Below are 20033 nucleotides of genomic sequence, written 5' to 3'. Positions count from 1 at the left end.
GGCCGCGGGGGGGCCCCGCCGGGGGCGGCCACTTCATGTGGGCGGGGGGGGGGGGGGGGGGGGGGGGGGGGGGGGGGGCCCCCCCCCCCCCCCCCCCCACCGCGGTTCACCCCTCGGGGGTCACCGGTTGCGTGACCACCAGTCGAACCGGAGGCAGAGCCTCCCGCCGAGCCAGTACTCGACCCAGTCGCCCAGCTGCACCGGCGAGCAGTCGGGCGCGGGCACGGTCGTCGGGGGCTTCGTCGGCGGGGCGGGCGGCTTGGGCGTGGCCGGCGGTGTGGACGGCACCGGAGCCGGGTCGGTGCGGCCGGACAGCACGGACCGGTAGATCTGCGCCGCCGTGGGGTTGTCGTCGCACTGCCACACGCCGTGCGGGCAATAGTCCGTCAGCGTGTTGTAGAGCGGCTTGTGCTCGTCCATCCACGCGAGCATGCGGCGCATGTACGTGCCATTGTCGCCGTTGCGGAAGAGCCCCCATTCGGGATAGGAAATGGCCTTGCCGTGGGCTTTCGCGAATTCCACGTGCGCCTGAAGGCCGTACGGCTCTTTCACCTGTTCGTCGAACGTCAGTCCCCGCGGCTGGTCGTACGAATCCATGCCGATGATGTCGACCGTGTCGTCCCCCGGATAGCACTGCGTCCAGGGAATGGCGTCCCGGCCCCGGTTCGGCGTGAAGTCGAACCGGAATTTCTGGCCCGGCACCGCCCGCATGGTGGTGACGATTCTGTTCCAGTACTTCTTCCAGGCCTCCGGGTCGGGACCACAGCGATGGGTGTACGTAATGCCGTTCATCTCCCAGCCGAGCACGATGACGGTGTCCGGCACCTTCAGGTCGACGAGCCGCTCGGCGAGAGCGCGGAAGTGTTTGTCGTACGCGCCGGCCGCGCCCTGCTGCAGCAGCGCGCGCACCCCGGAGTCGGAGACACCCTCCTCGTTGCGCTCCATCATGGGGACGTTGAGGACCAGCAGCCGGTCGTCCTTCTCGCGGCGCCAGTCCGCCCACACGTCGAGGAAGCCGGGCGGGCCCTCGATGTTGCTCCAGCGGTCGCCCGGCAGATACGTGTGCCCGACGCGGAGTTCGGCGCCGCCCAGCCAGCGGCTGAGCTCGGCGATCCGGGCCACACCCCGGGGCCCGTAGTCGAGGTAGGCGCCGAACGCGGGCGGCGCCGGGGGCTTCGGCTCCGGGGAGGGCGGGGTCGTCACGGCCGGCGGGGTGACCGGGGCGGGGAGGGTCACGGGGTCGGTGGGCGGTGTCGGCGGCACCGGAGTGGGTGCCACCGAGGCGGGCACCGGGGCCGGCGGGTCACCGACCCCCACGGCCCCCTGACCCAGGGCGTATCCGGGGCCCGATGCCAGGGCGAGCGACGCGACGATCGCGGCCGCGACGAACCCCGACCGGCGGGGCCTGTGCTGCTGTGCGGCCATACCTGCTCCTCTCTCCGCTCTTTCCGCAGTTTCTCCGTCGAGCTCTTCCGTCATGCTTCTTCCGTCTACTGACACTCAGTCATATAAATGTCCATTCCGCCAACCGGGGATCGGGCCTTCGAGTGCCCCGATCGCCCGCACGGGTGAACCGACCTGAAGGAAATATCCGTGTCGCTTCTCGACACCCGCGTCCCCGCCGTCCTCCTGCGCATCGACCGGAATCCCTTTCACCACGGAACATTGGGGGCCGTACGCTCACTCGGCCGGGCGGGTGTGGAAGTGCACGTGGTCGCCGATTCCGCCGGAAGTCCCGTACAGAGATCGCGTTTTGTGAGCCGGCTGCATCCGCCGCCCCCGCCCGGAGCGTCTCCGGGAGAAATCGCCGCCGCACTGCACCGGGTGGCCGCGCGGGTGTCGCGCCCGGCCGTCCTGATTCCCATGGACGACGCGAGTGCCGTCGCGGTGGGCCATCTGCGCGAGCGGCTCAGCCCCGGTTATCTGCTGCCGCGGCAGCCGGGCCCCCTCGCCGAGCGCGTGGCCGACAAGGCGGAACTGGCGGCCGTCTGCGAACGGCTCGGCGTGCCGCACCCGGTGACGCTGATCCCGGACAGCCCGGCCCAGGCGGCCGCGGCGGCCTGGCGGCTGGGGCTGCCGGTGGTGGCCAAGTGGAGCCGCCCCTGGCTGATGCCCGCCGGAACGGGACTGCGCAGCACGGTGGTCCTGGGATCCGCGCAGGAGGCCCAGACGTTGTATCTGCGGTCGGCGGAGGCGGGCAGCCGGCTGCTGCTCCAGGCGTTCGTGCCGCCGGGGCGCGACCGCGACTGGTTCTTCCACGGGTACGCCGACCGGTCCGGGTCCGTGCGCGCGGGCGGCCCCGGCCGCAAGCAGCGCGCCTGGCCGCCCGGCGCCGGCCTCACCACGGTCGGGCGCTGGACCCCGAACCCGCAGGTCCAGGCGCTCGCCGAACGGCTGACCGGGGAGCTGGGCTACCGCGGCATCTTCGACCTCGACTTCCGGCGGGACGGCACGACGGGCCGCTACCACCTGCTCGACTTCAACCCGCGCCCCGGCGCCCAGTTCCGGCTCTTCACGGACGCCTCGGGCCTGGACGTCGTACGCGCCCTGCACCTGGACCTGACACACCGTCCGCTGCCGGACCCGGCCCCCCGTCCGGGGCGGTCGTTCGTCGTGGAGAACTACGCCCCGCTCACCGCGCTGCGCGCCCGGCCCGGCGGGCGTGAGCTGGCCTGGCACGCGCGCGACGACCTGGCGCCCGGGTTCGCGCTCTGGGCCCTGTGGAGCCGTCACGCGGCCGCACGCCTGCTGGACCGGGCGCTGGGCGCGGTCCGTCCCCCGGCGGAGGCGCGGATGCCTCTGGGCGCCGCCGTCCCGAGTCCCCTGACCGATGACGAGAAAGCGAGCAGTTGCTGATGTACGACCTGCTGGTGGTGGGAGCCGGTCCCTACGGCCTGTCCATCGCCTCCCATGCCGCGGCCGCCGGACTGAGCCTGCGCGTCCTCGGCCGGCCCATGGCCTCCTGGCGGGACAACATGCCCCGCGGCATGTTCCTCAAGTCGGAGCCGTGGGCGTCGAACCTGTCGGACCCGGAGCGCCGGCTGAGGCTGGAGGTGTACTGCGCCGGGCAGGGCGTCGAGGCCCGGCACGGAGAGCCGATCCCGGTGGAGATGTTCGCCTCGTACGGCCTGTGGTTCGCGCGCCACGCGGTGCCCGACGTCGACGAGCGCACGGTGACGCGGATCGCCGTCGTCCCCGGAGGCTTCGAGGCGGTCACCGAGGACGGCGAGGTGCTGCACGCGCGGGCGGTGGCCCTGGCCGTCGGCGTGCTGCCGTTCGTCGAGGTCCCCGCGGCGCTGCGCGAACTGGACCCGGCGTACGTCTCGCACAGCAGCCACCACAGCGACCTCACCCGCTTCCACGGCAAGGACGTCACGGTGATCGGCGGCGGCCAGGCGGCCCTGGAAACGGCGGCCCTGCTCGCCGAACAGGGCACCCGCGTCCGGGTCCTGGCCCGTGCGGGCCGGCTGAACTGGAACGATGTGCCGCCGCCCTGGGAGCGTCCCTGGTGGCGCTCGGCCCGCTCCCCGCACAGCGGTCTGGGCCCCGGCTGGCGCAACTGGTTCTACGCCGAGCGGCCCGGCCTCTTCCGCCGGCTTCCGGAGACCACCCGCGCCCGCGTAGCGGCGACGGCGCTGGGCCCGGCGGGCGCCTGGTGGGTGCGCGACCGGGTCGAGCCGGCCGTCGAGGTGCTGCTGGGCCACGAGGTGGCGGCCGCGTACGGGATCCCGGGCGGTGTACGGCTGGAGTCGGTGAGCCGCAGCGGCGAGCTGACCTCCCTGGACACCGAACACGTCATCGCGGCCACGGGATTCCGGGCGTCCCGCGAGCGGCTGGGACTGCTGGCCGACGAGGTACGCGGCAGCCTGGCCGCGGTGGCGGACGGATCGCCGCAGGTGGGACGGGACTTCGAGTCCTCGGTCCCCGGCCTGTTCATGGCAGGCCTGCTGACGGCGGCGGGCTTCGGGCCTTCGATGCGGTTCGTGCACGGCGCCTCGTTCACGGCGGGCACGCTGGTACGCGGGGTACGGCGGCGGCTGCACACGGGGACCCGCGGGGGGCGCGTCCCGGCGCCCGTACTCCGCTCGTCCAAGGGGGCGTTGGACGCGGCGGGGCGCTGACCGGGCCCGGGTGCCGGGCGCGAGGCGTCCGGCACCCGGAGCAGCGGACAGAGACCCTAGCGGCGGGTCGCGGACCGGCCTCGTCGGTACAGCACGGTTCCGCTGATCAGCAGTCCGGCACTGGCGGCGGCGGCCGCCAGCACGTCGTCGCCGCCCGTGCGGGCCAGGGCGGGTCCGGCCTCGACCGGCGTGCTGGACGGGGTCATCACACGGGTGGTGGGCGGAACACCCGGGGGTGTCATGGCCCGCGTGAGGGGAGGAGCCCCGGGCCCGGTGCTCGGCGGGGTGTGCGCGGGGTGGTGGGGAGGGGTGTGCGGGTGGTGGCGCGGCGGGCTGTGCGGAGGCTGGTGGTGCGGCGGGGTGTCCTCGCCGTACCCCTGGGGCCCGTGCCCGCTCCCGCACTCGTTGCCGAAGGCGGGGTTGGCCACGCCGACCACGTCCGCCGTGTCACCGCACGCGTTCACCGGTACGTCCACCGGCGCCTCGGCGTCGTTGCCGGTGCCGACGCCGGGCGAACCGTGCGTCCCGCCGTGCGTCGAGGAGCCGGAGTGCCCGTACGAGCCGCCGTAACCCGAATCGCCGTAACCCGGCCCGCCGTGGTGACCGGAGCCGTGGTGGGAGGAGTGGTGCGGAGCACCCTGCGATCCGTGGGGACCGTGGGAACTCGATCCGTTGGCGCAGGAGTTGCCGAAGGACGGGTTGAGCGCGCCGACCACGTCGACGGAGTTGCCGCACGCGTTCACCGGCACTCCCACCGGTACCTGCACGTTGTTGCCCGAGGCGACACCGGGCGAGTCGGCCGCGCCCCCGTTCGCCTGCGAGTCGGCGAACGCGGGGGTGCCGTACATGGACAGAATGCCCGTCGCGGCCGCGGCCACGACCATTCCCCTGCTCAGGGTCTGTCGCAATCTCGTAGTCTTCCTGCTTGAAGAAGTGGGAAAGCCGGCCTCGGAGCCGATTAGGTCAGTCCAAGGCCGGCATGACTCAGCCGTGCGGCTGATGCGCTGCGACGTCAGTCGTTGGTGCAGACGTTGCCGAACGTCGGGTTCAGCAGGGCGATCACGTCGACCGAGTTGCCGCACACGTTGACGGGCACGTGGATCGGGACCTGGACGACGTTGCCCGAGAGGACACCCGGAGAGCCCACGGCGGCGCCCTCGGCACCGGCGTCGGCGAACGCGGGAGCGGCCATCCCGAGGGCCATGATCGCGCCTGCGACGACAGCAGCGCTCTTCTTGTGCTTCACGTGCTTTCCCTTCTCTGCGGTCATGCCCCTGTGTCGGCCAAAACCGAGCGAGCACCGCTATGTACGGCTCGCAGCACGACCTGCAGGCTGTGAACGAGGAGCGGACGTCCGAAGAAACTACGGAACGTGAGACGTTTGGCAATTCACTCGAACGCTTCGCGCCGAATTGACGTCACGGCCCTCGATGAGCAGTAAGGCCCGGACGGGCCGCGCCGAATTCGGCGGGCCGCCCGGGCCTGACCCGGCTCCGCACTTCGCTGGAGCCGGGGACCATCCCGTCGGTGCGACGGTTCAGCTGCGGCTGGCGCCGTTGCCCGACAGCACCGGGATGTTGTCCAGGATGTGCGAGATCGGTTCGTCACCCTTGGCCTGGGTGGAGTTCTCGGCGCACTGCTGGTCCTGCGGGGCCGACAGGATCGGGATGTCCTGGACGGCGATCGGCACAAGCCCGACGAGCGCACCGACGTTGGCCTTGAGCGGCAGGCCGACACAGAGCTTGTTCAGCGAGCCCTGGACCAGCGAGGACTGCGAGCTCATGGAGCCGTCCGACATGGCGTTGCCGTACTTCTGCTCGGCGCCGTTGCCGTTGGCGGTGGTGACGCCGTTGTCGTTGCCGATGGCAAGCGCCTGAGGGGCGGCGGCAGCCGAGGCACCGACGACGGAAGCCGCGACCGCAGCGGCGGCCATTGCCTTCTTGAACATTTTTTCTCCGGTTCTTTCCTGGCTGGAGACACACGTTCCTGCGCCCTTCAACCGGGGACGGTGGGATTGGTTTCGCGACGTCACCCGGTCGGACCGTTCAGTTCATCTGAATTCCCGCAGAATTCCGCGCGCACGTATGTCGTGCAATCGGTTCCTCATTTGGGCCATTGGGGTGAATCAGAGCAACCATGCGGCCCAGGTCGAGTTGTCCAGGTCGCTCCGGTGGACGGGGTTACTCCAGAAGGGACCATGCAAGTGATCAAGAAGGTTATGGCTGCTGCGGCTGTCGCCGCTTCCGTCGTCGGAGCCTCGGCTGCCGCCGCGCCCCAGGCGCTGGCGATCGGCAACGACAACGGCGTCACCACCGCCAACGGCAACGGTGCCGAGCAGATCTACGGCAACCAGGCGACGTACGGGAACATGAGCCCGCAGATGGCCCTCATCCAGGGCTCGCTGAACAAGCCCTGCATCGGTCTGCCCGCCAAGGCCAACGTCGGCTCGCTCGTCGGCCTCGTGCCGATCGCCGTCCAGGACATCCCGATCCTGTCGGCCCCGCAGAACCAGCAGTGCACCGAGAACTCCACCCAGGCCAAGGGCGACGAGCCGCTCTCGCACATCCTGGACAACATCCCGGTCCTGTCCGGCAACGGCGCCGACCGCAGCTGATCTCCTCAGCCTCGCGGACAGCGGGTCGCCGGTCTCCCGGTGGCCCGCTGCCTCTGTCGCGTCAACGACGACGCGTCATCTCTCCGGTCCCGGAGAAACCTGTGGGCCAATCGGGGCATACCCCGCATCCACACCCTCCATCGCATTGTTGATCAACGTGCGGCTCCGCAATGGAGTCCGCTCTCCGAAGGGAACCAACATGAAGAAGCTGTGGGCGACCGCGGCCATTGCCGCTTCTATCGCCGGTATTTCGGCTGCCGCCGCGCCCCAGGCGCTGGCGATCGGCAACGACGAAGGCGTCACCACCGCCAACGGCAATGGCTCCGAGCAGAAGTACGGCAACCAGGCGACCAAGGGCGACATGAGCCCCCAGCTCTCGCTGGTCCAGGGCACCCTGAACAAGCCGTGTGTCGGCCTGCCGGTCAAGGCCAACATCGGTTCGCTCGTCGGCCTCGTGCCGATCGCCGTCCAGGACATCCCGATCCTGTCGGCCCCGCAGAACCAGCAGTGCACCGAGAACTCCACCCAGGCCAAGGGCGACGAGCCGCTGTCGCACATCCTGGACAACATCCCGGTCCTGTCGGGCAACGGCGCCGACCGCAGCTGATCTCCTCAGCAGCTCGGGCAGCGGGTCGCTCTTCGGAGCGGCCCGCTGTTCCCATGTCCGCCGCCGGGCGGCCCCCCTCAGGTTCGGTACAGGGCGTCGATCTCGTCCGCGTACGCCACTGTCACCGCGTGGCGCCTGACTTTCAGGGACGGGGTGAGCAGCCCGTTCTCCTCGGTGAACTCGCCCGGGACCAGGGCGAAGTCGCGGATGGACTCGGCCCGGGACACCGCCTCGTTGGCGTAGTCCACGGCTTTCTGGACGGCGGCGCGCAGGCGGGGGTCGCGCACGAGGTCGGCCCCGGAGGTGCCGGCGGGCAGTCCGCGTACGGCGAGCCAGTGGGTCACGGCCTCGGGGTCGAGGGTGATCAGAGCGGCGACGTAGGGGCGGTTGTCGCCGACGACGAGGCACTGGCCCACGGGTGACCGGCTGCGCAGCCGGTCCTCCAGGACTGCCGGGGAGACGTTCTTGCCGCCGGAGGTGACGAGGATGTCCTTCTTGCGGCCGGTGATGGTGAGGAAACCGTCCTCGTCGAGGGAGCCGAGGTCGCCGGTGGCGAACCAGCCGTCGCTCAGGACGGCGTCGGTGGCCGCCGGGTTGTTCCAGTACGCGCCGAAGACGACGCCGCCCCGGACGAGGACCTCGCCGTCCGGCGCGATACGGATCGCGGTGCCGGGGATGGGCAGGCCCACCGTGCCGGGACGGGGTGTCAGCGGCGGGACGATGGTGGCCGCGGCGGTGGTCTCGGTGAGGCCGTAGCCCTCGTAGACGATGATTCCGGCCGCGGCGAAGAAGAGATTGAGATTGCGGTCGAGCGGGGAGCCGCCGCTGATGGCGTACCGCATGCGGCCGCCGAGCTCCTTGCGGATACGGCGGTACACCAGCAGGTCGTACAGGGCCCAGGCCGCGTAGAGACCGGGGCCCGGGCCCTTGCCGCGGCCGAGGAACTTGTTGAGGTAGGCCTCGCCGAAGCGGACGCCGATGCGGTCGGCGCGGTCGAAGGAGGCGCCGCGGCCGATCTTCTCGGCGGTCGCGCGGCCGGTGTCGTGGATCTTCTCGAAGAGATACGGGACGCCCACGAGGAAAGTGGGGCGGAACTCCCGTAGCGCGGGGCGCAGTTCGTCGGGCTTGAGGCTCGGACAGTGGCCCAGTTCGATCCGGGCCATCAGGCAGGCGATCTGGAGCGAGCGGCCGAGGATGTGGGCGAGCGGGAGGAAGAGCAGGGTCGAGGCGGTCTGGCCGGTGACCGCCTGGAAGATCGGGTGGAGCAGTTCGACGGTGTTCGCGGCCTCCGCGTGCAGGTTGGCGTGCGTCAGGACGCAGCCCTTGGGCTGTCCGGTGGTGCCGGAGGTGTAGCAGATGGTGGCGACCGTGTCGGGGGTAAGGGCGGCACGGCGCTTGGTGAGCTCGTCGTCCGGTGTGTCCCGGCCCAGGGCGACGAGTTCGGGCAGCGCGCCGGCCTCGATCTCCCGGATGCGCGGGGGTTCGGGATGGCCGGCGGTGCCGGTGGCCACCGCGGCCGTGTTCTCCGGGGTCTCCGTGAAGACGAAGCGGGCCCCCGAGTCCCGTACGATCCACTCGATCTGGTCGGGGGACGAGGTGGCGTAGACGGGGACGGACTGGCCGCCGGCGGCCCAGACGGCGAAGTCCAGGACCGTCCACTCGTAGCGGGTGCGGGACATCACGGCGACCCGGCCGCCCGGTTCGAGGCCGGCGGCGATCAGTCCCTTGGCGGTGGCGGTGACTTCGCGGGCGAAGGCCGCCGCGGTGACCGGGCGCCAGGTGCCGCCCTGCCGGCGGCGCAGCACCACGGCCTCGGGTGCCTCGGCGGCGTTGGTGAAGGGCAGGTCGGCGGTGCTGCCGGTGGTGACCCCCGGGGCCAGCGGGCCGGCGCGGACCTCGGTGACCGTGCCGGTGTCGTCCCTGAGCAGCTCGATCCCGCCGCGGGCCGCGAGATCGGTGCGCTGCCGTGCCCGTTTCAGGTCCTTGCGTACGCCCATGACGACTCCCGGTCCCAGGGTGTTGAACGGGGGTCAACTTACCGATGCGTAACGGAAATTCAATGGGTTGTGCGGGGCCGGTTCAGCCGGCCGCGGTTGCGGCGGACTTCTGCTCCGGCTCCAGGACCTTGCGTGTGATGCGCTCGCCGATCGCCGCCACCAGGGTGCGCGGGCGGCGCGGGTTCAGATGGGCGCCGAGTGCGTTGCCCAGCCCCGGGGTGAGGTACGCGCGGTCGCGGTCCAGGGCGCGCAGGGCCGCACGAACGACGGGCTGCGCGGTGGAGAGCGAGCCCATCGCGGCCTTGCGGGTGCCGATCGCCTCGAAGAACCCCGTCTCGACCGGGCCCGGGCACAGGGCCGTGACCCGGATGCCGCGACGCCGGTACTCCTGGCGCAGCGCCAGCGAGAAGTTGAGGACGAACGTCTTGGTGGCGCCGTAGACCGCGAAGTACGGGGACGGCTGGTAGCCCGCCGTGGAGCCGACGTTGAGGACGGCGCCGGAGCCGCGCTCCAGCATGCCGGAGAGCACGGCGTGGGTGAGGTCGACGAGGGCGACGACGTTGACCATGATCTCGTCGTGCTCGCGGCGCGGGTCGATCTCCTCGAAGCGGCCACAGGTGCCGAAGCCGGCGTTGTTGACCAGCAGGTCGACGGTGAGACCGCGGGCGGCGAGGGCCTCGGCGACCCGGTCGGCGGCCTCGGGCTCGGCGAGGTCCTGGGGCAGGACGTGCGCCTGTACGCCGTACTCCGTACGCAGCCGGTCCGCCAGTTCTTCCAGGCGGTCCCGGGAGCGGGCGACGAGGATCACGTCGTGGCCGCGGGCGGCGAGCTGGGCGGCGAACTCGGCACCCAGTCCGGAGGAGGCGCCGGTGATGAGGGCGGTGGATGTGGTGGTCATGACTGTTCCCCTTCGGAAGGCCGGGGTGAAGACGAGTCGAACGCCTAACTAAGACACAACTGTAGCTCTTATTTTGTTAAGTGCAACATCTGTGATGCAGATACTCTGGGAACGGCGACTCGGGCGTATCATCTACGTCCAGTGGGGTCAGGAACCGACGGAGTGGAGGAGTCCATGGGCCGAGCACTGCGGGCCGATGCCGAGCGCAGTGTGCGCGCGATTCTGGAGGCCGCCGAGCGAGTGCTCGCCGCCGATCCGGGCGCGTCCATGGAGCAGATCGCAGAGGCCGCCGGGGTGGCCAGGACGACGGTCCACCGGCGCTTCGCCAGCCGGCAGGCGCTGATCGAGGCGCTCGCCGAGTCAGCCGTACGGCAGCTCGCGCAGGCCATCGAGGACGCGCGGCCCGACACCACGCCACCGCTGGTCGCGCTGCATCGTGTCACCGCCAACGTGCTGCGGATCAAGGGGGCCTGGAGCTACGCCCTGGGGCAGCCGACCGATGAGGGCGGCGCCGCCGCGGCGGGCTGGGATCAGCTGGGGGCGCGCTGCCTCGAACTCCTGGGACGAGCCAGGGACGAAGATCTGCTCGACCCGGCCGCGGACCTGGAGTGGGTCCGCCGCGTCTACTACGCCCTGATCGGCGAGGCCCTGCACGGCGACGAGCGGCCGGACCCCGACCCCGACACCCTGGCGACACTCGTCGTCGACACGCTGCTGCACGGCGCCGGGCGGCGGCCCGGCGCCGTCTGAGTCACCCGCTCAGGCCGGTCGCCGTATCGATGGCGTCGGCGAGTCCGCGTACCGCCTTGTCTTCTGTCGTGTTCGCCAACTCGTCTGCGCGGGCGCCGAGTTCACTCAGGGGGAGGCTGCCCGGGAGGCGCTCCCAGCGGTCGTCCCCCTGGCGCAGGGCGTCGGCGAAGTACGCGGCCGTGGCGGCGAGCCGCAGTCCCGGGGAGGACGACGTCCACAGGTCGTCGCCGAGGGAGGACGCCTCCAGTTGGCCCGTCTCCTCGTGCGGGGCGCGGCTGGCCGGGTCGAGCCAGCGGACGCTCGCGGTGGCGAGGTGGCCGGCGGCGCCGGGCGCGGTGCGGACGAGGTAGAGCGCGGTGACCGTGTGGCCGGGGCCCACCTCGCCGCCGTCCACCCGGTCGTCCCGGAAGTCCTCGTCGGCGACCTGCCGGTTGTCGTATCCGATGAGCCGGAACTGTTCGACCGTCCGCGGGTCGAAGGCGACCTGGGCCTTGGCGTCGCGGGCGGTGAGGTCGATGTTCTTCGGGAGCTCCTCGCAGAACACGGTGCGGGCGTCGTCGCGGTCCGAGACGTACGTCGTGTGGCCGTCGCCCTTGTCGGCGAGGCGCTCCATGAGGGAGTCGCCGTACTCGCTGCCCACGCCGACGCCGAAGAGGGTGATGCCATGCGTCCGGCGGGCGTCGGAGATGCGCTCCAGGATGCTGTCCGCGTCGGTGTCACCGGTGTTGGCGAGAGCGTCGGAGAGCAGGACGACGCGGTTGGTGGCGCCCTCGCGCAGGCCCTTGACGGCCGTGTCGTAACCGGTGCGCACGCCCGCACCGAGGTTGGTCGAGTTGGTGGGCTCCAGGCGGTCGATGGCACGGTGGACGCGGCCGCGCCGGCCGTCGAGCCGGGTCATCGGCAGGACGGTCTCGGCCTCGTCGCTGAAGGTGACGATCGCGACCGAGTCGTCGCCGCGCAGCCGGTCCGTCATCACGTCGAGGGAGTCCTTGGCGAGGTCGAGCCGGCCCGGCTCCCCCATGGAGCCGGAGACGTCGATGACGAAGGTGAGGGCGGCCGGCGGGCGTTCCTCCTCGTCGTGCGCCGCCCGGGTGGCGAGGCCGACGCGGACCAGCGACCAGCCCTTCTCGTCCGTGCGGGCGCCGTCCACGCTGACCGAGAAGCCGTTGCCGTCCGGGCGTTCGTAGTCCTGGCGGAAGCTGTTGACGAACTCCTCGGGGCGGACGGTCGACGGCTCGGGCAGCCGTCCGTCGGCGAGGGTGCGGCGGGCGAAGCCGTACGAGGCGGTGTCGACGTCCAGGGCGAAGGTGGAGAGGTAGTCGGGGGCCGGCGCGACCTCGCGGCCGGCGTCACCCGTCTGCTCGCCCTTCTGATCCCCCTGGGCGGAGCCCGAGGTCCTGCCCGGGGCGGGCAGCGGCAGCGTACGGCCGCCCGACTTGTCCGAGCGGTCCGAGGTGTTGTCGTGGCTGCCGCCGCTCCCGCTGCAGGCGGACAGCAGCAGGCCGCCCGCGGCCGTGAGGGCGACCAGCGCGCCGCGCAGCCGCCGTATTCGGTACCGCTTCATCCGTGCCCCCTTGTGTCGGCTGACGCCGTCGTCTGTGACTGTGACGGCCGAGGGGGCCCGGATGTGCGCTACAGGGTGTTGCGGATGGATCTCAAAGCGGCCACGACAGGCGGCTGTTGAGACCGGTAGGTGACCCTCCGGAGACCTACGACACGATGTCCTTGCGCCGGAAACCGCGGAAGGCCAGGGCGAACAGCACGAGCGCGTACGTTACCGAGACGGCCGTGCCCTGGATCATGCCGCCCCACTCCGGGTTCGGCTGGACGGCGTCGGCCCAGGCGAACTGCCAGTGCGCGGGCAGGAAGTCGCGCCAGTCGCCGAGAGCGGTCACCGCGTCCAGCACATTGCCGACGATCGTGAGACCCACGGCGCCGCCGACCGCGCCCAGCGGGGCGTCCGTCCTCGTCGACAGCCAGAACGCGAGCCCGGCGGTGACCAGTTGGGACACGAAGATGTACGCCACCACGATCAGCAGGCGCTGGGCCGCGGTGCCCGTGGACAGCGCGCCGCCGGTGGGGATCTCCAGTGGGCCCCAGCCGTAGGCCGCCGTGCCCACGGCCAGCGCCACGACCGGCAGCAGGACCATCGCGGCCAGGCTGAGGCCGAGCGCCACGACAAGCTTGGACCACAGCAGCCGCGCCCGGGGAACGGGCGCCGCCAGCAGATACCGCAGCGACGACCAGCTCGCCTCGGAGGCGATCGTGTCCCCGCAGAACAGCGCGACGGGGACCACCAGGAGGAAACCGGCGGAGACGAACAGGTTCACCGCGGCGAAGTTCGCCCCCGACGCGGTGGCCGTGTCCATCAGGCTGACCTGGCCGTTGCGCGAGCCCGGCTCGCCGCCGATCGCGAAGGCGATGACGAGGACGAAGGGCAGCAGTCCGAGGACCGCCCCCATGACGAGGGTGCGGCGCCGCTTCAACTGCCGTATGAGCTCGACGCGCAGGGGCAGTGTCCGCCGCGCGCGGTACCCGTCGGCCGTCTCGGTCCGCTCGACGAGCGTGCTCATGCGGAGCCTCCGATCAGGGTGAGGAAGGCGTCTTCGAGCCGGCGGTTGGGGCCGACCGATGCCACCGGGACTTCGAGCCGGACGAGCTCCACCACGAGGCGCTGTGCGCTGCCGCCGGGCTCGAGGCGGACCACCAGCCCGTCCTCGGTGCCCACGGCCGAGACCACGCCGGGCAGCGCGGCGACCTTCTCGACCACCGGCTCCTCCACGCGTGAACCGGTGCCCACCAGGAGGGTGTCGCCGGAGCCGATGATCTCGGCCACCGGGCCCGCCTGGACCAGTCGCCCCCGGTCCATGACCACGAGATGCGTGCAGGTCTGTTCGACCTCGGCGAGGAGATGGCTGGAGACGATGACGGTACGGCCGGCCGCGGCGTAGCGGATCATGACCTCGCGCATCTCGCGGATCTGGGGCGGGTCGAGGCCGTTGGTCGGCTCGTCCAGGATCAGCAGGTCCGGCAGGCCCAGCATGGCCTGGGCGATGGCGAGCCGCTGGCGCATGCCCTGGGAGTACGTGCGGACCGCGCGGGCCAGTGCGTCCCCGAGGCCGGCGATCTCCAGCGCCTCGGCGAGATGGGCGTCCTCGGGCGGGCGTCCGGTGGCCTGCCAGTACAGCTCCAGGTTCTCGCGGCCCGTGAGGTGCGGGAGGAAGCCCGCACCCTCGACGAAGGCACCGACCCGGGAGAGCACCGGCGCGCCCGGCCGGATCGCGTGCCCGAAGACGCGGATCTCGCCGTCGTCCGGCTTGATCAGGCCCATGAGCATGCGCAGGGTGGTCGTCTTGCCCGCGCCGTTCGGCCCGAGGAGGCCGAGGATGTGGCCCTTCTCCACGCGGAACGACAGGTCCCGGACCGCGTACCGGTCGGCGGACCGGGCGTAGCGCTTGCTCAGGTCCGTGATCTGGAGCGGGACTTCGGCCAGCCCGGGATCGGGCGAACCCGCGCTCGTCCGCCGGCGGCCGGTGAGCAGCAGGGCGAGGGCGACCAGCGCGCCGGCCAGCGGCAGCCACCACACCCAGCCGGGCAGCGGTGCGGCCGCGGTCGTCACACCGGGGGCGGTCGGCACCTGGAGGTCGCCCTTCAGGGAGACCGTGTAGGTCGCGGGGCTCACCGGTGAGGCGTAACCGAGGTCCGTCGAGGCGATGACCAGGCGCAGCCGGTGGCCCTTCTGCACCTCGTGGTCGATGGCCGGCAGGGTGAGCCGGACGTCCTTGCCGGCCTTCGCGCCCTCGACCCGCAGAGGCGTCACCAGCTGTGAGGGCAGCACCTGCCGGGTGCCGTCAGGACCGACGTCGTAGACCTTGGTGAAGAGCACCGCGTCGTCGCTGGTCGACTTCACGTGCACCGTCGCCGTCGGGGAGCCGGTGATCCGCAGGTCGTCGGCGACGGGGGCGGACTCGAACTTCGCGTACTGCCCGGGGAAGTCGAGCGAGACGCCGACGCCGAGGGACGAGAGCTGTGACAGGCCGCCGGACCCGCCGAAGCCGGGGAGGGCCGAGATGGCGGGCGGAGACGCGCCCGCCGGATTCCGGAAGCTCTGCTCGCGGCCGGCCAGCGCGACCGGGCGGAGTCCGCTCTCCAGACCCGGATACGTGTCCCCGCTCGCGCCCCGCAACTGCGCGGCGCCGTCGGTGGAGTCGACGCCTCCGGTGCGGGTGACACGGAAGGCTGGGCCGGTGTCCGCCTTCGTGTCGTCCTTCAGATAGCGGTCGAACCAGGAGGTGACCCGGGCTTGCACGCGGGCGGTCTCCATGTCCCCGCCGTCGTGCCCACCGGAGATCCAGTCGACGTCCACGGGTGCGCCGTTGGCCCGGATCGCCTTCGCCGTCGCGTCGGCCTGGCCGAGCGGGAAGAGCGAGTCGGACTGGCCCTGCACCAGGAGGGTCGGCACCTTGATGCGGTCGCCGACGGCGGACGGGGACCGGGCGTCGAGCAGCGCGCGGGCCGCCGCGTCCGGCTTCCCGGCCTCGGCGACCCGGTTGTACATGGTGCACAGCTGCGCCTCGAAGCGGTCGCAGCCGCCTCCGGAGCTGATGAACAGGCCGGCCCAGAGCTTCTTGAACACACCGTTCGGGAACAGGGCGTCCGCCAGATTCCAGTACGTGATCTCGGGGGCGATCGCGTCGACCCGGTCGTCGTACCCGGCGGCGAGCAGCGAGACCGCTCCGCCGTACGAGGCGCCGCTGACGCCCACGCGCGGGTCGCCGGCCTTGTCGAGCTGCACCTCCGGGCGCTTGGCCAGCCAGTCGATGAGCTTCGAGGCGTCGGCGACCTCGGCCTTGGGGTCGTTCAGCCCGATCTTGCCGGTGGACTTGCCGAAGCCGCGGGCCGACCAGGTCAGTACCGCGTACCCGTCGCGGGCGAGCTGCTCCGCCTGGCTGCGGACGTCGTCCTTGCTGCCGCCGAAGCCATGGGCCAGCAGCACGGCGGGGCGGCGGCCCGAGCCCGCGGTGAAGTACGACGTGTCGATCCTCACACCGTCACCCACGGACATGAGTCTGTCGGCACGGTGCACGGGTGGGGCCTCGTCCGAGGCGACAGCCGTCCACGTACCGGCGCCGGCGAGCACGACCACGGCGGCCGCGGCGGCGATCCACCGGCGCGGCCCCCGCAGCGCGGTTCGGGGCAGTCGAAGATCCATGCGTCAACCGTAAAGGCCCGCACCGACAACCGATGCAGCCACCGGGTTGAACCCACCGCCCTCCCCTGGGAGTACGGTCGCGGCCGCGTGTACCGCAGCCGTGGTACGAACGCCCCATGGAGATTCGCCGCGCCACCACCGTCGATGAACTGGCCGCCGCCGAGCACCTCTTCGACCACCCGGTACGGCCCGAGTGGGCCCGGCGCTTCCTGGACACGCAGGGACACCATCTCTTCCTCGCCCACGAGGAGGGGGAGGGCCCGGTGGGTTTCGTGAGCGGTGTGGAGACGGTGCACCCCGACAAGGGGACCGAAATGTTCCTGTATGAGCTGGCGGTCGCCGGGCCCTTCCGGCGGCGGGGCACCGGACGCGCGCTGATCCGGACGCTGGCCGCCCTCGCCCGCGAACGCGGCTGTTACGGGATGTGGGTCGGCGTCGACACCGGAAACGACGTCGCCCTCGCCACCTACCGCAGCGCGGGTGGCAAGGACGACGGCACGTGCACCGTGGTGACGTGGGACTTCAGCTGACGCCGGACAGGCCCTGGTCCTGCGCGTCCTCCGGGATCGACACCAGCCAGCGGGTCTCGCGGCGCGGACGCAGGTAGAAGGCCCAGTACAGGGTGGCGACGGCCGTGATGCCGCCGGTCCACAGCAGGTAACCGGCCTCCTGCTGGCTGAGGATGTAGGCGAGGACGGCGATCAGCAGGACCGGCACGGCGGGCCACAGCGGCATCCGCCAGGCCGAGGTGTGGGCGTGCTTGCCGCGCCGGGCGAGCAGCGCGGCGACCGCGACGAGCAGGTACATGCCGGTGACGGAGACGCCCGTGACGCCGTAGAGGGTGTCCAGGTTCACGAAGCACAGGAGCGCGCCGGGGACGCCCACGAGGAGCGTGGCGACCCAGGGGGAGCCGAAGCGGCCGAGGCGGGAGAGGCCCCGGTTGACCGGCTCGGGCCAGGCCTTGTCGCGGGCGGAGGCGAACAGGACGCGGGAGTTCTGGATGACCATGACGATGCCCGCGTTGATGATCGCGAGGGCGACGCAGAGGCTGACGAACGTACCGACGGCGGAGTTGGACCAGGCGGTGACCATGCTGCTGATGTCGCCGCCGGTCAGGGCCGAGAGGTCCGGGGCGCCCATGGTGATCGCGACGACCGGCACCAGGATGATCACCGTCGAGATGGCGAGGGTGGCGAGCACGGTGCGGGCGACGTTGCGGCGCGGGTTCTCCAGCTCCTCGGAGAGGTAGACCGCGGTCGAGAAGCCCTGGGTGATGAACAGGGCGATGGCGAGCCCGGAGACCACCAGCATGGCCGTGACGGTGTCCGTGTGGCCTCCGGAGCCCGCGACCTGCATCGAGGTGAGGCTGCCGAGCCCGCGCTCGCCGTGCGAGAAGCCGAGGACCGCCACGACGGCCGCCGCGATGACTTCGAGGACCAGGAAGACGCCGGTGATCCAGGCGTTGGCGCGCAGGTCGAGGAGGCCGGCGAGGGTGGCCAGGAGCATCACGCCGGCGCCCGCCATCGAGGGGTTCAGGTGCACGATCGGCGCGAGGTAGTCCGCCGTGCCCATGGCGATCACCGGCGGCACGATCATCACGACCAGCAGGGAGAGCACGAAGACCAGCCAGCCGGCGAGGCGGCCGGCCATCGTCGAGACCATGGCGTACTCGCCGCCCGCGCTGGGGATGAGGGTGCCCAGCTCCGAGTAACAGAACGCCACGGCGATACAGAGGACCGAGCCGATCGCGATGGTGAGCGCGGTCGCCGTACCGAGGGACGAGAAGAGATCGGGCACGACCACGAAGAGCGTGGAGGCGGGGGTCACGCAGGAGAGCGTCAGCAGCGTGCCACCGACGATTCCGATGGAGCGCTTGAGCTGAGGGCTGCCGGAGGCCGTGGGGGCGGCGTCCAGGACGGCGGTCTCGACAGGGCGGAGCGTGTCGGTCATGAAGCGGTTCCGATCGACTCGTGCGTCAGGTGATTCGGGCGGGAGCGTTATCGCCTCCGGCGGCTCGTGTCGTACATCTCTCGTCCGCTCCCGGCGCTGAATGGAACCCCGACGAAAACCATCACGTCAATGGCTGTTTACCTACGGAATCCGCAGATGGGAAGCGACCCAGGCCACATCACTTTCCCAGGCTTTGACGCCTCCATGTGGCAATCATCAAGATCTCTGCGAATGTGACCTTGCTTTCGAAGGTCAGCCAGCCATAACCCCTGCGTCACCCGTTTCATCCCGTCTGAACGGGAACCGTTGCGGGGGCGTTAAAAAAACGTGCAGCCGTCCGCATTGCGGACGGCTGCACGGGCGGTTCCGAGCACGCTCAGTGGTTGCGCGGGAACCCCAGGTCGACGCCGGCCGGCGCCTCGGACGGGTCCGGCCAGCGGGTGGTGACGACCTTGCCGCGGGTGTAGAAGTGCGTGCCGTCGTTGCCGTAGATGTGGTGGTCTCCGAAGAGGGAGTCCTTCCAGCCACCGAAGGAGTGGTAGCCCACGGGCACCGGGATCGGCACGTTCACGCCGACCATGCCCGCCTCCACCTCCAGCTGGAAGCGGCGGGCGGCGCCGCCGTCCCGGGTGAAGATCGCGGTGCCGTTGCCGAACGGCGAGGCGTTGATGAGGTCGAGGCCCTCCTCGTACGTGTCCACCCGCAGGACGCACAGCACCGGGCCGAAGATCTCGTCCCGGTACGCGTCCGAGGTGACCGGCACCCGGTCGAGCAGCGAGAGGCCGATCCAGTGGCCGTCCTCGAAGCCCTCGACCGTGTATCCGGTGCCGTCGAGGACGACCTCGGAGCCCTGGTCGGCCGCGCCCTTCACATAGGACGCCACCTTGTCGCGGTGCGCGGCCGTGATCAGCGGGCCCATCTCGGACGCCGGGTCGTTGCCGGGACCGATCTTGATCTTCTCGGCGCGCTCGCGGATCTTCGCCACCAGCTCGTCGCCGATCGCGCCGACGGCCACGACGGCCGAGATGGCCATGCAGCGCTCGCCCGCGGAGCCGTACGCGGCCGAGACCGCGGCGTCGGCCGCCGCGTCCAGGTCGGCGTCCGGGAGGACCAGCATGTGGTTCTTGGCGCCGCCCAGGGCCTGGACGCGCTTGTGGTTCGCGGCGGCGGTGGTGTGGATGTGGCGGGCGATCGGGGTCGAGCCCACGAAGGAGACCGCGGCGACGTCCGGGTGCTCCAGCAGACGGTCGACGGCCACCTTGTCGCCGTGCACGACATTGAAGACGCCGTCGGGCAGGCCCGCCTCGGCGAGCAGCTCGGCGATCTTCATCGACGCCGACGGGTCCTTCTCGGACGGCTTGAGGACGAAGGTGTTCCCGCACGCGATGGCCATCGGGAACATCCACATCGGCACCATGGCCGGGAAGTTGAACGGCGTGATGCCGGCGACGACACCCAGCGGCTGGCGGATCGAGGACACGTCGACCCGGGAGGCCACCTCGGTGGACAGCTCGCCCTTCAGCTGCACGGTGATCCCGCAGGCCAGATCGACGATCTCCAGGCCACGGGCGACCTCGCCGAGCGCGTCCGAGTGCACCTTGCCGTGCTCGGCGGTGATCAGCTCGGCGATCGCGTCGCGGTTGGCGTCCAGCAGGGCCCGGAACCTGAAGAGGATCGCGGTCCGCCTGGCGAGCGAGGAGGTGCCCCAGGTCGCGTACGCCTCCTTGGCGGCGGCGACCGCGGCGTCCACCTCGTCGGCGGTCGCGAAGGCGACCTTCGTGGTGACGGCGCCGGTCGCCGGGTCGGTGACCGGCCCGTACGTACCCGACGCGCCTTCGGCGGGCTTCCCGCCGATCCAGTGGTTGACGATCTTCGTCATGCCAG

At 71.4% G+C, this 20033-nt stretch carries 17 protein-coding genes; 6 read left to right on the top strand and 11 right to left on the bottom strand.

From position 1 onward, the window contains the following. Nucleotides 1-120: 120 nt before the first annotated feature. Complete coding sequence (locus ACFVYF_RS14935) at nt 121-1425, bottom strand: glycoside hydrolase family 26 protein (protein WP_389455616.1); 1305 nt, start codon at nt 1423-1425, stop codon at nt 121-123. Between the two features lie 168 nt (nt 1426-1593). On the opposite strand from ACFVYF_RS14935, the gene ACFVYF_RS14930 reads away from it, so the two are divergent. Both ACFVYF_RS14930 and ACFVYF_RS14925 read left to right on the top strand, forming a co-directional pair. Next, on the top strand, nt 1594-2856 hold the full coding sequence (locus ACFVYF_RS14930) for an ATP-grasp domain-containing protein (RefSeq protein WP_389455615.1): 1263 nt from the start codon (nt 1594-1596) through the stop codon (nt 2854-2856). Continuing rightward, nucleotides 2856-4121 carry an NAD(P)-binding domain-containing protein gene (locus tag ACFVYF_RS14925; RefSeq protein WP_389455614.1) on the top strand — a complete coding sequence of 422 codons (1266 nt, stop codon included), beginning with the start codon at nt 2856-2858 and terminating at the stop codon, nt 4119-4121. Before ACFVYF_RS14930 ends, ACFVYF_RS14925 begins: the two co-directional genes overlap by 1 nt. Nucleotides 4122-4177: 56 nt before the next feature. Here ACFVYF_RS14925 and ACFVYF_RS14920 read toward each other — a convergent pair whose 3' ends face one another. From ACFVYF_RS14920 to ACFVYF_RS14910, 3 genes are all read right to left on the bottom strand, one after another. After that, nucleotides 4178-5029 carry a chaplin gene (locus tag ACFVYF_RS14920; protein WP_389455613.1) on the bottom strand — a complete coding sequence of 284 codons (852 nt, stop codon included), beginning with the start codon at nt 5027-5029 and terminating at the stop codon, nt 4178-4180. A 104-nt stretch (nt 5030-5133) separates the two neighbouring features. Further along, nucleotides 5134-5391, bottom strand: coding sequence for a chaplin (locus ACFVYF_RS14915; protein ID WP_389455612.1), 258 nt, complete (start codon nt 5389-5391; stop codon nt 5134-5136). Nucleotides 5392-5658: 267 nt separating this feature from the next. Continuing rightward, a complete protein-coding gene (locus tag ACFVYF_RS14910) occupies nt 5659-6069 on the bottom strand; it encodes a rodlin (protein WP_389455611.1) in 411 nt (136 codons plus the stop codon). 255 nt (nt 6070-6324) lie between these two features. Between ACFVYF_RS14910 and ACFVYF_RS14905 the strand changes: the two genes are divergently transcribed. Together ACFVYF_RS14905 and ACFVYF_RS14900 are read left to right on the top strand one after the other, a co-directional pair. Then, a complete protein-coding gene (locus tag ACFVYF_RS14905; protein ID WP_383283863.1) occupies nt 6325-6735 on the top strand; it encodes a rodlin in 411 nt (136 codons plus the stop codon). Nucleotides 6736-6934: 199 nt separating this feature from the next. After that, entirely contained in the window at nt 6935-7342 is a 408-nt protein-coding gene (locus ACFVYF_RS14900) for a rodlin (protein WP_389455610.1), read from the top strand. A 77-nt stretch (nt 7343-7419) separates the two neighbouring features. Here ACFVYF_RS14900 and ACFVYF_RS14895 read toward each other — a convergent pair whose 3' ends face one another. Both ACFVYF_RS14895 and ACFVYF_RS14890 read right to left on the bottom strand, forming a co-directional pair. Beyond that, entirely contained in the window at nt 7420-9339 is a 1920-nt protein-coding gene (locus ACFVYF_RS14895) for an AMP-dependent synthetase/ligase (protein ID WP_389455609.1), read from the bottom strand. Between the two features lie 82 nt (nt 9340-9421). Next, on the bottom strand, nt 9422-10237 hold the full coding sequence (locus ACFVYF_RS14890) for an SDR family NAD(P)-dependent oxidoreductase (protein WP_389455608.1): 816 nt from the start codon (nt 10235-10237) through the stop codon (nt 9422-9424). A gap of 174 nt (nt 10238-10411) precedes the next feature. On the opposite strand from ACFVYF_RS14890, the gene ACFVYF_RS14885 reads away from it, so the two are divergent. Then, entirely contained in the window at nt 10412-10987 is a 576-nt protein-coding gene (locus ACFVYF_RS14885; RefSeq protein ID WP_389455607.1) for a TetR/AcrR family transcriptional regulator, read from the top strand. 1 nt (nt 10988) lies between these two features. Here the strand turns inward: ACFVYF_RS14885 and ACFVYF_RS14880 are convergent, their stop codons facing one another. From ACFVYF_RS14880 to ACFVYF_RS14870, 3 genes are all read right to left on the bottom strand, one after another. Continuing rightward, nucleotides 10989-12551, bottom strand: coding sequence for a von Willebrand factor type A domain-containing protein (locus ACFVYF_RS14880; RefSeq protein WP_389455606.1), 1563 nt, complete (start codon nt 12549-12551; stop codon nt 10989-10991). 145 nt (nt 12552-12696) lie between these two features. After that, the gene (locus ACFVYF_RS14875; protein ID WP_389455605.1) at nt 12697-13560 is read right to left on the bottom strand and encodes an ABC transporter permease; all 864 of its coding nucleotides are present in this window, start codon (nt 13558-13560) and stop codon (nt 12697-12699) included. Next, complete coding sequence (locus tag ACFVYF_RS14870; RefSeq protein ID WP_389455604.1) at nt 13557-16199, bottom strand: alpha/beta fold hydrolase; 2643 nt, start codon at nt 16197-16199, stop codon at nt 13557-13559. The genes ACFVYF_RS14875 and ACFVYF_RS14870 overlap by 4 nt, the downstream gene beginning before the upstream one ends. A 116-nt stretch (nt 16200-16315) precedes the next feature. On the opposite strand from ACFVYF_RS14870, the gene ACFVYF_RS14865 reads away from it, so the two are divergent. Further along, nucleotides 16316-16729, top strand: a complete 414-nt coding sequence (locus ACFVYF_RS14865) for a GNAT family N-acetyltransferase (RefSeq protein ID WP_389455603.1) — start codon at nt 16316-16318, stop codon at nt 16727-16729. On the opposite strand, the gene ACFVYF_RS14860 is transcribed toward ACFVYF_RS14865, so the two are convergent. Together ACFVYF_RS14860 and mmsA are read right to left on the bottom strand one after the other, a co-directional pair. Continuing rightward, nucleotides 16722-18149 carry an APC family permease gene (locus ACFVYF_RS14860; protein ID WP_389455602.1) on the bottom strand — a complete coding sequence of 476 codons (1428 nt, stop codon included), beginning with the start codon at nt 18147-18149 and terminating at the stop codon, nt 16722-16724. The two genes, ACFVYF_RS14865 and ACFVYF_RS14860, sit on opposite strands and share 8 nt — an antisense overlap. 376 nt (nt 18150-18525) lie before the next feature. After that, complete coding sequence (gene mmsA, locus ACFVYF_RS14855) at nt 18526-20028, bottom strand: CoA-acylating methylmalonate-semialdehyde dehydrogenase (protein WP_389455601.1); 1503 nt, start codon at nt 20026-20028, stop codon at nt 18526-18528. Nucleotides 20029-20033: the final 5 nt, after the last annotated feature.

The organism is Streptomyces sp. NPDC058274, assembly GCF_042881375.1.
Lineage (GTDB): Bacteria > Actinomycetota > Actinomycetes > Streptomycetales > Streptomycetaceae > Streptomyces.
Note: the sequence above shows the minus strand (reverse complement) of the source record. Positions and strands in the feature narration are given on the sequence as shown.

Excerpts from the sequence above, each read along its gene's own strand:
- ACFVYF_RS14935 (WP_389455616.1), bottom strand. The coding sequence starts at position 1,425 with ATGGCCGCACAGCAGCACAGGCCCCGCCGGTCGGGGTTCGTCGCGGCC.
- ACFVYF_RS14925 (WP_389455614.1), top strand. The coding sequence starts at position 2,856 with ATGTACGACCTGCTGGTGGTGGGAGCCGGTCCCTACGGCCTGTCCATC.
- ACFVYF_RS14915 (WP_389455612.1), bottom strand. The coding sequence starts at position 5,391 with ATGACCGCAGAGAAGGGAAAGCACGTGAAGCACAAGAAGAGCGCTGCT.
- ACFVYF_RS14910 (WP_389455611.1), bottom strand. The coding sequence starts at position 6,069 with ATGTTCAAGAAGGCAATGGCCGCCGCTGCGGTCGCGGCTTCCGTCGTC.
- ACFVYF_RS14900 (WP_389455610.1), top strand. The coding sequence starts at position 6,935 with ATGAAGAAGCTGTGGGCGACCGCGGCCATTGCCGCTTCTATCGCCGGT.
- ACFVYF_RS14895 (WP_389455609.1), bottom strand. The coding sequence starts at position 9,339 with ATGGGCGTACGCAAGGACCTGAAACGGGCACGGCAGCGCACCGATCTC.
- ACFVYF_RS14890 (WP_389455608.1), bottom strand. The coding sequence starts at position 10,237 with ATGACCACCACATCCACCGCCCTCATCACCGGCGCCTCCTCCGGACTG.
- ACFVYF_RS14885 (WP_389455607.1), top strand. The coding sequence starts at position 10,412 with ATGGGCCGAGCACTGCGGGCCGATGCCGAGCGCAGTGTGCGCGCGATT.
- ACFVYF_RS14880 (WP_389455606.1), bottom strand. The coding sequence starts at position 12,551 with ATGAAGCGGTACCGAATACGGCGGCTGCGCGGCGCGCTGGTCGCCCTC.
- ACFVYF_RS14875 (WP_389455605.1), bottom strand. The coding sequence starts at position 13,560 with ATGAGCACGCTCGTCGAGCGGACCGAGACGGCCGACGGGTACCGCGCG.
- ACFVYF_RS14870 (WP_389455604.1), bottom strand. The coding sequence starts at position 16,199 with ATGGATCTTCGACTGCCCCGAACCGCGCTGCGGGGGCCGCGCCGGTGG.
- ACFVYF_RS14865 (WP_389455603.1), top strand. The coding sequence starts at position 16,316 with ATGGAGATTCGCCGCGCCACCACCGTCGATGAACTGGCCGCCGCCGAG.
- ACFVYF_RS14860 (WP_389455602.1), bottom strand. The coding sequence starts at position 18,149 with ATGACCGACACGCTCCGCCCTGTCGAGACCGCCGTCCTGGACGCCGCC.
- mmsA (WP_389455601.1), bottom strand. The coding sequence starts at position 20,028 with ATGACGAAGATCGTCAACCACTGGATCGGCGGGAAGCCCGCCGAAGGC.